At 71.7% G+C, this 13,041-nt stretch carries 13 protein-coding genes; 12 read left to right on the forward strand and 1 reads right to left on the reverse strand.

What is annotated here, in order from left to right:
- Positions 1 to 284: 284 nt before the first annotated feature.
- Positions 285 to 1,913: a SpoIID/LytB domain-containing protein gene (locus VF092_08125; protein HEX6747254.1), complete on the reverse strand. Its 1,629-nt coding sequence runs from the start codon at positions 1,911 to 1,913 to the stop codon at positions 285 to 287.
- A gap of 712 nt (positions 1,914 to 2,625) precedes the next feature.
- On the opposite strand from VF092_08125, the gene VF092_08130 reads away from it, so the two are divergent.
- The 12 genes from VF092_08130 (at position 2,626) to VF092_08185 (ending at position 12,996) form a co-directional block, all read left to right on the forward strand.
- Positions 2,626 to 3,708: a hypothetical protein gene (locus tag VF092_08130; GenBank protein ID HEX6747255.1), complete on the forward strand. Its 1,083-nt coding sequence runs from the start codon at positions 2,626 to 2,628 to the stop codon at positions 3,706 to 3,708.
- Between the two features lie 215 nt (positions 3,709 to 3,923).
- Positions 3,924 to 4,403 carry a hypothetical protein gene (locus tag VF092_08135; GenBank protein ID HEX6747256.1) on the forward strand — a complete coding sequence of 160 codons (480 nt, stop codon included), beginning with the start codon at positions 3,924 to 3,926 and terminating at the stop codon, positions 4,401 to 4,403.
- A 287-nt stretch (positions 4,404 to 4,690) separates the two neighbouring features.
- On the forward strand, positions 4,691 to 5,185 hold the full coding sequence (locus tag VF092_08140) for an LURP-one-related family protein (protein ID HEX6747257.1): 495 nt from the start codon (positions 4,691 to 4,693) through the stop codon (positions 5,183 to 5,185).
- A 118-nt stretch (positions 5,186 to 5,303) separates the two neighbouring features.
- Entirely contained in the window at positions 5,304 to 7,379 is a 2,076-nt protein-coding gene (locus VF092_08145) for an ATP-binding protein (GenBank protein HEX6747258.1), read from the forward strand.
- Positions 7,380 to 7,468: 89 nt separating this feature from the next.
- Positions 7,469 to 7,843: a hypothetical protein gene (locus VF092_08150; GenBank protein HEX6747259.1), complete on the forward strand. Its 375-nt coding sequence runs from the start codon at positions 7,469 to 7,471 to the stop codon at positions 7,841 to 7,843.
- Between the two features lie 23 nt (positions 7,844 to 7,866).
- A complete protein-coding gene (locus tag VF092_08155; GenBank protein ID HEX6747260.1) occupies positions 7,867 to 8,346 on the forward strand; it encodes an SRPBCC domain-containing protein in 480 nt (159 codons plus the stop codon).
- 212 nt (positions 8,347 to 8,558) lie between these two features.
- Entirely contained in the window at positions 8,559 to 9,077 is a 519-nt protein-coding gene (locus VF092_08160) for a nuclear transport factor 2 family protein (protein ID HEX6747261.1), read from the forward strand.
- A gap of 342 nt (positions 9,078 to 9,419) precedes the next feature.
- Positions 9,420 to 9,836: a hypothetical protein gene (locus VF092_08165; protein HEX6747262.1), complete on the forward strand. Its 417-nt coding sequence runs from the start codon at positions 9,420 to 9,422 to the stop codon at positions 9,834 to 9,836.
- Positions 9,837 to 10,038: 202 nt separating this feature from the next.
- Entirely contained in the window at positions 10,039 to 10,284 is a 246-nt protein-coding gene (locus tag VF092_08170) for a hypothetical protein (GenBank protein ID HEX6747263.1), read from the forward strand.
- Between the two features lie 116 nt (positions 10,285 to 10,400).
- On the forward strand, positions 10,401 to 11,018 hold the full coding sequence (locus VF092_08175) for a TetR/AcrR family transcriptional regulator (GenBank protein ID HEX6747264.1): 618 nt from the start codon (positions 10,401 to 10,403) through the stop codon (positions 11,016 to 11,018).
- A 34-nt stretch (positions 11,019 to 11,052) separates the two neighbouring features.
- A complete protein-coding gene (locus VF092_08180) occupies positions 11,053 to 12,258 on the forward strand; it encodes a cytochrome P450 (GenBank protein HEX6747265.1) in 1,206 nt (401 codons plus the stop codon).
- Positions 12,259 to 12,615: 357 nt separating this feature from the next.
- Positions 12,616 to 12,996, forward strand: a complete 381-nt coding sequence (locus VF092_08185) for a hypothetical protein (protein ID HEX6747266.1) — start codon at positions 12,616 to 12,618, stop codon at positions 12,994 to 12,996.
- The last annotated feature ends 45 nt before the right edge of the window (positions 12,997 to 13,041 follow it).

The raw sequence follows: 13,041 nt of genomic DNA on the forward strand, positions 1-13,041 counted from the left end.
CGTGCCTCCACAGTGCGGGCACGGCTCACTCTGCTTCGTGCGTTGGCGCGCCATCTCCCTCTCCAGGCTTGGGGAAGCCAGCGAAACCCAGGCGCGAGAAGCTATCTGTTCGATTCGTCCATGTCAAAGGGAGTCACTACCTATAGATCCTTCGGCCTGCAAACGCTTGCACCGACGCTGGTTACAGTCTGGCCGGCCTCAGGATGACGTCAGCTTTGGAATCAGCCAGCGAAACGGCCCGGAGATCCGATCTCCGGGCCGTTCGTCTTCATCCTAACCGGTCCTCAATACCACTTCGTGAGCTCGATGCCCTGGTAGTAGTGCTTGAGGATCTCGTCGTAGGCGCGGCCCTTCTCGGCCATCCCCACGGCGCCGGTCTGCGACAGGCCCACGCCGTGCCCGAAGCCGCCGCCGTAGACCACGAATCCGTCCACCTCGCCCGTCTTCCGGTCCAGCACCGGCTCGATGTAGAAGAGGGTGGAGAGGAGCGACTGCAGCTGGCCGCTGGTGTTGATGAACTTCAGCGACGTGCGGATGTGGTCGCGCGTGTCGGTGAAGGTGCCCGCCTCGGTCACGTACTCGATGGCGATCGCCCGGCCCGACGGCCCGCGCTGGGTGACGTTGATGGCAAGCACGCGCCCCACCGGCTGCCCCGCGTAGGCGGAGATCACCTCGCTGATCTCCTCCGCCGACCACTCGAAGGTCCAGCGGTGGAAGCGCGCCCAGTCGCTCTCGAAGTCACCCTCCTTCGCGTTGCGCAGCGAGGCGGCGTTGGCGTGGCTGCGGAAAACCTCCAGCGAGGGCACGTGCTCGAACGCCTGGCCGCGCTCCGCGTCGGGCACGCCGCGCAGGTACGGCACCGGCGCGGAGTTGAACGCCTCCTCGTTGTCCGCCGTGTGCCCGCCGGTCGTCGACGAGTAGAGCGCGGTGATCAGCTTGCCGTCGTAAGTCGCCGCGATTCCCGCGGTCTCGTCCACCGCCTGCGTGGACATCGGGTGCTCGGCCGCGTAGCCGCCGTACACCTGGTCGCTCGTGGTGGCCAGCAGGTCGTAGCCGTCGGACGCGCGCTTGCCCAGCCCGGAAAGCGCGTAGGTGCGCGCCGCCACCGCCTGCGCCTTCAGCGCCTCGAGCTCGGGGAAGACCGTCGGCCCCAGCTCGCGCGGCACCACGCCGTAGAGGTACTCCTCCATCGGCAGCTGGTTGATCCCCGCCAGCGTCCCCGCCGCGTTCACCCGCACCTCCGCCTGCCCGCGATAGACGACGCCGGCGATGGTGACGAGCCCGTCGGACGAGGTCAGGTAGACGGGATTGTTCGCGTCCACCGTCTGCGCGCCGCGCGCGACGCGGTAGACGGTGACGCCGGGGTCCGCCTTCACCACGTAGAAGGCGTCGGCGGCGGCCAGCCCCTCGGCGATCAGCTGGTTCTTGAACGCCGTCCGCGCGGCGAAGGTGTTGGCCGGCGGCGGATCGAACTTGCCGATGAACAGGCGCGTGCAGTTGGCCGCGGGGACGAACTCCGTCATCGTCGGATACCCCTTCGCCTCCGCCGCCGCCTTGCGCGTGGCGACGGCGGCGGCGCTGCCGCACATCACCTGCAGGCGATACCACGAGCGGATGACGGACTGCAGGGTGACGGTGGCCGAGCCGTTGCTCCCGCTCATCAGCAGCGCGCCGGTCACGCGGTCGCGGATCTCGTACGCCGCCGCGGCGCCGATGTCCACCGAGCCGGCGGCGGGGACGACGCCGATGCGGATGTTGCCGTTCCACGCCTGCGCGCTGACGTCGCGCAACGCGGGGCCGCCGGGCTCGCGCGGCGTGGGGCCGAGCGGATCGCGGTCGCTGCACGCCGCCAGCACCAGCGACAGCGCCAGCGCGGCCGGGGTGAGTCGTAGGGAGATGGGATTGCGTCGCATGGGGAGCGACCTCGTCGGTGGGAAGGTTTCCGGCGACTCCACGCCGCCGCGCGCCGTGCGGCGGGGGATGCCGGACGGGCTCGGGCGGGAACGCTTGTCGTGGTCGCGTCCATCCTAAGGCACGTGGAGAGCGGCGGCAACCGTGCACCCGGCTCCCAGCGCCACGGCCGGCATCCGGACGCCAGGCGGACGCGCGCGCCCCCGCACCGATCTTCGCCGTGCCGCGCTCAGATTCTCCCGCCCCATCGCCGCCCCGGTCCACCGAGGCGGCCCCGTCCCATAGTGCGATCCCGGAGCGGAAACGTCCGAGGGCGGCGCGACGGGTGAATCGCACGGCACGAGCGGGATCTCCACCATTTCACCCGATCGTTCCGCCGCCGGTGCGGGATATGCCTGTGAGGCGGGACGGAGCGAATCCTCCCTCCCGCCCCGCTCCTCACGCCCGCGGCTGCACGACCACTCCTTTCAGCCGCATCCGACCACGAATCCAGGCAAGGCCCGGTCTCCGGCGGCGCTCCCACGGCGTCCGGAACGGTGCGCCCGGCGCCTCCTCGCGTCCCGCCCTTCGACCGGGACGCTCCCACGCAACCCGTCGCATGGAGAGACGCGTTCCTCCCCCGTTCGCGAGGAGGAGCGTGTCCCGCGGGACGCAGGAAACCCGTTCCTGGCGTCCCTTTCGTCCTCGCATCCCGCTCGGGAGGAGGGTATCACCATGGCAAACCAGCTCATCAGGCAGGGCGACACCACCGGAACCGCCATCACCCGGCTGGCCATGAGCACGCTCGGCCTCGGCTTCGTGGCCACCGCGGTCCGCACCGACGGCGGGAAGCTGAAGGTGCAGGTCTGGAAGGTGTCGGACGGCAGCGGGGGCGCGGGCGCGCAGCAGATCGAGAACCTGGGCCACGCGTCCGGAGATGCCGTCTCCCGGGTGGCCGTGGTCACCCTCGCCCCGGACCTGTTCGTGACCGCCTCGCGCGACGGCAACGACAAGCTGAGCCTCACCGCCTGGAAGGTCGCGCAGAACGGCAACCAGGTCACCCCGCAGGACACCGTCACGGACGTAGCGGCCGACGAGGTGGCGGTGTGCGTCGCCCGGGGACTGGTGGTCACCGCCATACGTACCGGAGGCGGGAAGCTGAAGCTGACCGCGTGGAAGGTGGCGGCCGACGGGTCGACGATCGAGCGCCGCGGCGTGGCCACCGACATCGACATCGACAAGGTGGCCGTGGTGGGCACCAAATACGGAGTGGTGACCGCGGTCCGCAAAGCGGGCGGCGACCTGGGGGTGATCTCGTGGTCCGTGTCGTCCGACGGCTGGCAGGTGGAGCGGCGCGACGACGCCTCGGCGGGCGCGGTTTCGGAGGTGGTGGGCGCATACTTCACCTCGCTGGTGGACCCGGGCCTGGTGAACGAGCGGGCGGTGATCGCCACGGCCGTGCGCGACGACTCGGGCGGCCTGAAGGTGATCGACTGGTCGGTCGGGATGGACACCACGATGACCATCCACCGGCTTTCCAGCGCCCCGGGCGGAGCGTCGGTCAGCAAGGTCGCCATCGGCCGCGTGGGCACCGCCTTCGAGACCGACCGGCTGGTGACGGGGGTGCGCGACGGCGGGGGCAACCTCGAACTGCGGACCTGGACGACGGACTCGTCGCAGCAGCTCGCGCTCGAGGACACGGCGCCGGCCGGCCCCGCCGACGAGGTGGCGCTGGCCGAGGTGTACCAGACCCACCTGGTTTCCGCCATCCGCGGCGGACAGGGCAAGCTGAAGCTGATCGGCTGGAAGCACGGCTGATGGACACCGGCCGGTGGACGCTCACCCGGCCTGGAGAACGAGGGATCGATCCCCGGGGGCGTCCGGCCGAAGGTTGGCCGGACGCCCCCGGACGCTCCGCCCCACGCCGCTCCGGGACGCCGCGCCTCCATGCGCCGCGATTGCGGATGCGGGGACGCGTCCGTAACGTTGCCATTCCACGCCTGCACGCCCACCCGTCATCCCCTCGATCGCCCATGACACCGCTCCGCATCCGCCGCCGCATCTCCCTGCATCTCACCGCGCCCGTCGTGCTGGCGCTGACCGCGGCCGCGTGCGGCGGGGATGCGAAGGAGACGCGCGCGCTGGGCGAGCAGGCGCGCGCCACCGCGGTCGCCGCGCCCGCGACGGCGTCGTCTGCCGCGGCGAGCAACCCCGACAGCACGGGCGCGGAGGTGGTGACGATCCGCGGGCTGACGGGCGGCGACCGCGCGTGCTACGTGGACCTGGAGGGCACGGGCGTGGCCAGGTCGCCGCAGGAGGCCGCGTTCGCGGTGTGCGAGCGGAAGGAGCTGGTCGGCCGGCGCGTGCGGCTGTCGCGGATGCGCACGTGGGTGCTGGCCGCGTCGTGCGAGGGCGACCCCGAGTGCGCGCGGCGCGACACGGTGGACCTCATCGTCTCCGCCGAGCCGGTGCCGGAGGGCGCCGCCCCCGCGTCGGCGCCGGGGAACCGCTGACGGTCGCCCCGGAGGGTGTTGCTGAACCTGCAGGACGCGCTCATCGCCTGTCATCCTGAGGGCGCGGAGTACCGCCTGTGGCGTCCACGAAGAACTCTGCGCGCCCGAAGGATCTTGCATGGCGGGACGGATATCCGCTCGAGCGAGCAGGTCCGTGCGAAAAGCGAGTAGATCCTTCGGTCGGCGCCAACGTTCGGTGCGGACGCGAATCCGGCGCGGCGCCGCCCTCAGGATGACACCAGAGTGTCCCGGGACCTCGGTCTGGCAACACACTCCAGGAGATGGTGATGCGATACGTGATGAAGCAGCGGCTACTGTCGTTCGGCGACGACTTCCACGTGCGAGACGAGCACGGCCGCGACGTGTTCTTCGTGGACGGGAAGGCGTTCAGCCTGGGCAACCAGCTGTCGTTCAAGGACATGCAGGGGAACGAGCTGGCGTACATCAGGCAGAAGCTGCTCTCCTGGGGCCCCACCTACGAGATCCATCGCAACGGGCAGCTGGCCGCGGTGGTGAAGAAGCAGCTCTTCTCCTTCTTCCACCACAAGTTCACGGTCGACGTGCCCGGGCCCGACGACCTGGAGGCCGAGGGCGACTTCTTCGACCACGAGTACACCTTCCGGCGCGGCGGGCGCACGGTGGCCACGGTGTCGATGAAGTGGTTCAGCTTCGGCGACACCTACGGCATCGAGGTGGCCGAGGGCGAGGACGACGTGCTCATCCTCGCGAGCGCGGTGGTGATCGACCAGATCTGCCATTCCGGCGACGACAAACGGCATTGACCCGGCGCGGACGCGGATAGCTATTTGCTGGTGCGGGTCTCACCGGCCCGGCCGCCGCGCGACGGCGGCCGCGGCCCCTCGCCTTCCGGCACACCCTGGCGACTGCGGGGACCGTCACGTGGAAGCAGACCGGCCGGACACGGAGCAGGCCGCGCGGGACGACGTCTCCGCGCCCCGGGACGCCGGCCACGCGAGGGACCGGGCGGCGCGGCGCACGGCCGAGCACGAGCGCGACGCCGCCCGGGCCAGCCGCGACCGCTTCTCGTTCCTGGCCGAGGTCAGCCGCTGCCTGGCCGACTCGCTCGACTACGAGACCACGCTGACCACGGTGGCGGGGATGTCGCTTCCCTACCTCGACGCGTGGTGCATCGTGGACGTGCTGACGCCCGAGGGCGAGCTGCGGCGCCTGGCCGTGCTGCACCCCGACGCCGCCAAGCAGGAGATCGCGCGCGAGCTGCACCTGCGTTATCCCCCGCGCGCCGGCGACCTGATCGGCGCGCCGCGGGTGATCCGCACCGGGCGGCCGGAGATGGTGTTCGACGTGCCCGACGCGGCGCTGGTGGCCCTGGCGCACGACGACCATCACCGGGCGCTCCTGCGCGCGCTGGGGATCCGCTCGTACGTGATCGTGCCGATGGTGGCGCGCGGCCGCGTGCTGGGCGCCATGACCTTCGTGACCGCCGAGACGCAGCGGCGCTTCGGCGACATCGACGTGGTGATGGCCGAGGACCTGGCGCGCCGCGCCGCCATGGCGGTGGACAACGCGCACCTGCACGCCCAGGCGATCGAGGCCCGCGACGCCGCCGAGACCGCCGCGGCCGACGCCGAGGCCGCGCTGGAGGAGGCGCTCCAGGCCGAGGAGCAGCTGCGCGAGGCGCGCGACGTGGCCGAGGAGGCGCTGAAGGCCCGCGACGTCTTCGTGGCCACCATGACGCACGAGGTGCAGACCCCGCTGAACGCCATCATCGGCTACCTGCAGCTGCTGGAGATGGATATCAGCGGCACGCTGGGCGAGATGCAGCGCTCCTACGTCACCCGCGCCCAGGAGAGCAGCCGCCACCTGCTGCGGCTGGTGGGCGACGTGCTCGACTTCTCCAGGACCGAGGCCGCGGGGATGGTGGTGGCCCGCGACGAGGTGCGCGCGGCCGAAACCGCGCGGAGCGCGCTGTCGCTGGTGCGGCCGCAGGCCGCAGGCCGGCTGCTGACGCTGGTGGACCTGACCGCCGACGCCGGCGACCTGCGCTACCTGGGCGACGAGTACCGGGTGAGGCAGATCCTGGTGAACCTGCTGTCCAACGCCATCAAGTTCACGCCCCCCGGCGGGCGCGTGACGCTGGAGTGCCGCGCCGAGGGCGGCGAGGACGGCGGCGCGTGGCTGTGCTTCCGGGTGAGCGACACCGGCGCGGGCGTGAGCCCCGAAGACGCCGAGCGGATCTTCCAGCCTTTCGTGCAGGGCGAGGCCGGGCTCACCCGGCCGCACGGCGGCACCGGGCTGGGGCTGCCCATCAGCCGCCGCCTCGCGCGGATGATGGGGGGCGAGGTGACGGTGGAGGGGCACGGCGCCGAGGGCGGCGGCGGCGCCGTCTTCACCCTGCGCCTGCCCGCGGCCGGTGCGCCCGCGCCCGGCGCGCGCGGCGAAGGCGCGGACGCACGGGCGGAGCCGTCGCCCGCCGGACGCGCGCCGGCCGGGTCCGAAGCGGGCACGGAAGCGCGGGCGGCCGCGCGGCAGGGGCTGGGCGCCGCGGCCGAGGCGCTCCTCCGGCAGGTGACGACCACGGTGGACGAGTTCGTGCGCCTCGCCCGCGCCGATCCGGCGCTGGCGATCGGGCCGGAGATGACCGACGTGGACGTATCGGACCACCTGGGCACGCTGGTGATCGACGTGGCCAACTCGCTGGCGGTGCTGGGCGGCGCCGCCGGCGAGCCCACCGAGCTGCTGGCCGACGGGAGCCGCATCCAGCGGCTGATCGGCGAGCTGCACGGCGCGCAGCGGCAGCGGCTGGGGTGGACGGAAGCGCAGATCGAGCGCGAGATGGAGCTGGTGCGCGCGGTCTGCATGGAGGCCATCGACCGCTCCGCCGCGGTCGACGCGCGCGCGGCCGAGGCGGGGCGTGCGGCCCTCTCGCTCCTGTTGCAGGAGCGCCTGCGCGCCTGCCTCAGCGGATTCCGCGCCTCCGCCGGCGCGTCGGCGTGAGGCCCGCGCGCCCGTCCTCGCACGCGGGCGACAGGGAGAGGCATCCGCGACTTCTCCGGGGAGTCTCCACGCCCGGCCGGGAGGTGGCCATGCGGCGTCGGTCGATGGGGCGATGGATCGCGGCGGCGGTGCTGGTGGCCGGCGTCGCGTACGCGTTCCGGGGCCCGTGGGTGGAGCCGGGCCACCGGTTCACCCTCCGCCGCGGCGAGAAGGTGATGGTCGAAGGGAGCTGGCTCTCCATCCGCCTGGACGCGGTCGGCCACCACTGGTTCACCAACGGCAGCACGGAGGAGCCGTACGCGACGCTCACCGTGCGCCAGGGGTTCGGCTCGCGGCGCGAGCTCGTCGTCGGCATGCGCGGCAGCGGCGAACCGGTGGGCGCGAGCATCGTCCGCCTGGTGGAAGCCGACCCGTCGGAGTACGACGGCGGGCCCACCGCGACGCTCGTCATCTCCCAGCGGTAGAATCCCCATTCCCCCTGTTTGCGATGATCCGCTGGCCCGAGCGGTACCACCCCGACAACACGCCGGTCTTCGTCACCAACGAGATCGTGTCGCCGGCGCCGGTGGAGGCGGTGTGGGCGTGGCTGGTGCGCGCGGCGCGGTGGCCCACGTGGTACGAGAACTCGGCCAACGTGGAGTTTCTCGAGGGTGATGGACCGGACCTGGCGGCGGGGACGGTCTTCCGCTGGCGCACCTTCGGCGTCACGGTGACCTCGCGCGTGGTGGAATTCGAGCCGCGCGAGCGCATCGCCTGGGACGCGAAGGGGATGGGCGTGGACGCGTACCACGCCTGGCTGCTCGAGCCGCGGGAGGATGGAACCCGAATCCTGACCGAGGAGACGCAGCACGGCTGGCTCGCCCGCACCGGCAGCCTGCTGATGCCGCGCCGGATGGAGAAGGGCCACCAGACCTGGATCGAGGCCCTCAGCGAGAAGGCGCAGACCGGCATGCCGCCCGAGGCGTGATCGCCTCCGCGCGGGCGGTTGGACGGGCGGGTGAACCCGCGGCTGGAACATTGGGAAGCCTGCTGCGCAGGCTGCGGAATCCAGCCTTCGCGCGACCGTCGACCGCCCGCGCCGCCGTCTCGTCCCGCAAGCAGGTGAAGCCTCGCGCGGTTCGCGAGGCCTGTCGGAGTTGTTGCCGCGGCTTCGGCCGCCCGTCACCCCCGCATCCGCCCATGCATCCCAACGAAGCCGTGATCCGCCGGTTCTACACCGCCTTCGGGGCGCGCGACGCGGCCGGGATGGCGGCGTGCTACCATCCCGACATCCTCTTCTGCGACCCCGTGTTCGGCGAGCTGGAGGGCGCCGAGGTGGGTGCGATGTGGGCGATGCTCTGCGGGCGCGCCAAGGACCTGGAGATCGCGTTCTCCGGCGTCTCCGCGAACGACGCCGCCGGCGAGGCGCACTGGGACGCGCGCTACACCTTCACGCAGACCGGCCGGCGCGTGCTGAACCACGTCGACGCGGCGTTCGGCTTCCGCGACGGGCTGATCATCCGCCACGAGGACCTGTTCTCGTTCTGGCGCTGGGCCCGCCAGGCGCTCGGCCCCTCCGGGCTGCTGCTCGGCTGGACGCCCTTCCTGCACGCCCGCGTCCGCGCGATGGCGCGCACCGGCCTCGACGCGTACATGCGCAAGGCCGGAGAGGAAAAGACGGCCTCGCGCGGAGACGCGGAGAGCGCGGCGCCGCACTGATCCCGAATCCTTGGATCAATTGTGCAATCAGACCAACAGAATGACTCACACGGAGGGAACGGAGGAAACGGAGGATTTGCTCATCATCCTCCGTTTCCTCCGTTCCCTCCGTGTGAGCCTATTCTCATCAGATCCAATCGAATGCACAGCCATTCGTTCAATCCGGTATCAGGTCTGGCGGCATCGACCACCTGAGCGGGAGTGTCGATGGACAGCCGGCGCCGGAGCCATGGTAAGCCATCGCGGCGGCACCAACTCTGCATCACAAAGTACTTGACGGTGAGACCGATGGATCATTATCGTGATCCCGTCCCGAGGCACGAAGCTCAGTGGAGGTGATCGATGTCGCAGCTGGTCGAGGTGCTGTATCCCATTCCCGACATCCGGCGCACGCCGCTGTCGTCGCTGAAGTGGTGGGAGTCGCGGCGCCTGTTCTTCAACAAGGTGGTCGGCGCGGCGGGACTGGTGACGCTGGCGGGCGTGTCGCTCTTCTCCTTCCTCCCGCCGCGCACCTCCGGCGGCGTGGACCTGGGGATCCTGGCCGCGGCGGCAGTCTACGGCATCCTGGCGAACGGGTGCTACACGCTGGGGTGGGTGACGGAGATGGTGGCGCGGGCCGTCTGGGGCCGCCGCGCGCCGGACCTGGGGCCGATCCTCTTCCGCCAGGGCCTCATCTTCTCCGTGGGCCTCACCCTCCTCCCCGTGCTGCTGGCGGCGATGGTCTGGGTGGTGCGCGTGGTGCTGTCGATCGTCGCGTAGAGCCCGCTCATCCTTCGCGTCGCGCCGGCCGTGTGGAGCACCGCCTCCCGCACGGCTGGCGGCTTTTTTCCGGATACGCCCATCGTTGCGCAGCTCACACGCACGTTCCGTTGAGGGCACTCGTTTTGCGGCGAAACGTTCGACATCGATCGCGCGGATGATCCGCGCGATCCGGTGGGAGCTTGCATCACGAGGAGTAGCCATGCTCGACACCACGCGGGTAGCAAGGGCCGTTTTCGGCGTCGCCATCGCGGCAGCGCTGGGGTTCGGCGCGTCGCAGCTCAGCGCGTCGCCGCGGGCGGCGTCCACGTGCCCGTTCAACCCGTCGGCCGGATTGGTCGGCGCCTGCTCGTCGCAGGCGAACTGCGAGAGCCAGTGCCTGGCCTGGTTCCCCGAGAACGGCGGCGTGGGCCACTGCTTCCAGGGCTGCTGCACCTGCGCGACCTGACCACCGCCGCGCGATCGTGCCGGCGGTGACGCGAAAGGCCGGACGCTGCTCCGGCCTTTCGCATCTCCAGATACGATACACTTGCGTTCCGTAATCTGAAAACGTAAACTTGGATTATGGAACGCATCCGTATCGAATCTCCCATCCAAGAGGCGGCGACCCGGTCACCCGGGCGGCCGCGCAGCGAGGAGGCGCACGACGCGATCCTCCGCGCCGCGGTCGCGCTGATCCGCGAAATCGGCTACGACGCGGTGGGGATGGAGGCGATCGCCGCGCGCGCGGGCGTGGGCAAGGCCACCGTCTACCGGCGCTGGAAGGACAAGGAGACCCTGGTGATCGAGGCCATCGGCCGCATCGTGGCGTCCATCCCCGTCCCCGACACGGGAACGGCGGAGGGCGACCTGATGGGGATGATGCGCGTGGCGCTGGGGATGTACGGCGACCCGGCCAGCGGCGCGCTCCTCTCCGGCCTGGTGGCGGCGATGGCGCGGAGCGAGCGCATCGCCCACGCGATCCGCTCGGGCTTCGAGGCCACCTGGCGCGACGCGATGCGCGCGGTGCTCGAGCGCGGCGTCGCGCGCGGAGAGCTGCGCGCGGACCTGGACGTGACGCTCGCCACGGACGTGGTCAGCGCGCCCTTCTTCTACCGTTTCCTGATGTCCGGCGCGCCCGTCGACGAGCCGCTGGCGCGCGAGGTGGTTGCCGTCGCCCTGCGCGCGTTCGGGCGCGGGTAGCGGCGGCGCGATCAACCCCCGACCGATCACGGCGATGGAGGCCGCGACGATGGACATCTTCTCCCCCGAGACCCGCCGCGATCCCTATCCGCTGTACGACCGGCTGCGCGCCGCCGCGCCGGTGTTCCAGGAGCCGCGCTCGGGCCACTGGATGCTGTTCGACTACGACAGCGTCAGGCGCGCGCTGAACGACGCCGACGTGTTCAGCTCGGTGGTCGCGCCGAACGCGCCGCGCACGTCGAGGTGGCTCATCTTCTCCGATCCCCCGCGGCACACCCACCTGCGCGGGCTGGTGATGCGCGCCTTCACCCCGCGCGCGGTGGCCGCGATGGAGCCGCGCATCCGCGAGCTGTCGCGCGGGCTGCTCGATCCCGCCATCGAGCGCGGGGAGATGGACCTGGTGGCCGACTACGCCGTCCCGCTGCCGCTGCTGGTGATCGCGGAGATGCTGGGCGCGCCGGCCGAGGACCGTCCCCGCTTCCGGCGCTGGACCGACGCGATGGTGGCGATGGCGCACACGGTGGCCGACGACGACGCGGCGGCGCGCGCGGTGGCGGATTTCGTCGCCGCGCACGACGAGATGGCGGCGTACCTCCCCCCGCTGCTGGAGGCGCGGCGGCGAAATTCGCGAGACGACCTGCTGACGCGGCTGGTGGAGGTGGAGATCGAGGGCGAGCGGCTGGCGGAGGAGGACATCCTGGGCTTCTTCGAGCTCCTCCTGCTGGCCGGCCACGAGACCACGGCGAACCTCATCTCCAACGCCGTCCTGTCCCTCGCCGCGCACCCGGACCAGCTCGCGCGCCTCCGCGCCGAGCCGGCGCTCGTCCCCGGCGCGGTCGAGGAGGTGCTGCGCTACCGCTCGCCCGTGCAGGCCGTCTTCCGCAGGGCGAAGCGCGAGGTGGAGCTGGGCGGCCGCGCCATCCCGGCGGGCGCGCTGGTGCTGGCGTGGATCGGCGCCGCGAACCGCGACCCGGCGCGCTTCGCCGAGCCCGCGCGCTTCGACGTGGCGCGCGACCCCAACCCGCACGTGGCGTTCGGGCACGGCATCCACTTCTGCATGGGCGCGGCGCTGGCGCGCATCGAGGGCCGCGTCGCCCTCGCGCACCTCCTCGACCGCCTGGGCGAGATCGAGATCACCGCCGGCGACGACTGGGAGCCGCGCGAGGGTTTTCACGTGCACGGCCCGTCGAGCCTCCCCATCCGCTTCGAGCCGCGAAATCGGATGGCAAGGATGGAGTGATGATGATGCGCAGGACACCCACGGTGTCATCCTGAGGGCGCGGGCACCGCAACTCGCGTCTGCGCCATCGTTTGCCGCGCCCGAAGGATCTTGCCTGGCGCGAACGGATGCCGGCGCGATGAGCCGGCCTGACCGTGGGGGCAAGTAGATCCTTCGGTCGGCGCACAGCTTCGGTGCCGACGCGGTCTCGGCGCGGCGCCTCCCTCAGGATGACATCGTTCGAAGGTATCACCGAGGCTTTCACGGCGGCCGGGGCAGCACCAGTGTCATCCCGCGCATCCCCCCGAAACTCTGGCGCGGAGACGGTGCGCGCGTATGCTTGAGCGCGTCGCTCATCCTCTCCCCGGGAGAAGGAAGATGATCTACGGCGCGCACTTCCTGCTCTACAGCACCGATCCCGACGCGGACCGCGCCTTCTTCCGCGACGTGCTGGGATGGAGGCACGTGGAGCTGGGCGGCGGCTGGCTCATCTTCCGCCTGCCGCCCGCGGAGCTGGGCGTCCACCCCTCCGACGGCGCGTTCGCGCAGGCGCACGGCGGCACCCCGCTGGCCGGAACGGTGCTGTACCTGATGTGCGACGACCTGGCGGCGGAGATGGCGGCGCTGGAGCGCCGCGGCGTGGCGCTCGCGCCGGCGCAGGCGGCGGACTGGGGCGCCAGCACCACGCTCCGCCTCCCCAGCGGCGCCGCGATCGGGCTGTACCAGCCGGCGCATCCCACCGCGCTGGACGCGGGGTGACGCACGACGGCACGAGTTCCGCAGCGCTCTGACGACGAGCCGGGA

The organism is Longimicrobium sp. (assembly GCA_036377595.1).
Classification (GTDB): domain Bacteria; phylum Gemmatimonadota; class Gemmatimonadetes; order Longimicrobiales; family Longimicrobiaceae; genus Longimicrobium.

Bases quoted from the DNA above. Each gene is read 5' to 3' on its own strand.
- VF092_08125 (HEX6747254.1), bottom strand. From the start codon at position 1,913: ATGCGACGCAATCCCATCTCCCTACGACTCACCCCGGCCGCGCTGGCG.
- VF092_08130 (HEX6747255.1), top strand. From the start codon at position 2,626: ATGGCAAACCAGCTCATCAGGCAGGGCGACACCACCGGAACCGCCATC.
- VF092_08135 (HEX6747256.1), top strand. From the start codon at position 3,924: ATGACACCGCTCCGCATCCGCCGCCGCATCTCCCTGCATCTCACCGCG.
- VF092_08140 (HEX6747257.1), top strand. From the start codon at position 4,691: ATGCGATACGTGATGAAGCAGCGGCTACTGTCGTTCGGCGACGACTTC.
- VF092_08150 (HEX6747259.1), top strand. From the start codon at position 7,469: ATGCGGCGTCGGTCGATGGGGCGATGGATCGCGGCGGCGGTGCTGGTG.
- VF092_08155 (HEX6747260.1), top strand. From the start codon at position 7,867: ATGATCCGCTGGCCCGAGCGGTACCACCCCGACAACACGCCGGTCTTC.
- VF092_08160 (HEX6747261.1), top strand. From the start codon at position 8,559: ATGCATCCCAACGAAGCCGTGATCCGCCGGTTCTACACCGCCTTCGGG.
- VF092_08165 (HEX6747262.1), top strand. From the start codon at position 9,420: ATGTCGCAGCTGGTCGAGGTGCTGTATCCCATTCCCGACATCCGGCGC.
- VF092_08170 (HEX6747263.1), top strand. From the start codon at position 10,039: ATGCTCGACACCACGCGGGTAGCAAGGGCCGTTTTCGGCGTCGCCATC.
- VF092_08175 (HEX6747264.1), top strand. From the start codon at position 10,401: ATGGAACGCATCCGTATCGAATCTCCCATCCAAGAGGCGGCGACCCGG.
- VF092_08180 (HEX6747265.1), top strand. From the start codon at position 11,053: ATGGAGGCCGCGACGATGGACATCTTCTCCCCCGAGACCCGCCGCGAT.
- VF092_08185 (HEX6747266.1), top strand. From the start codon at position 12,616: ATGATCTACGGCGCGCACTTCCTGCTCTACAGCACCGATCCCGACGCG.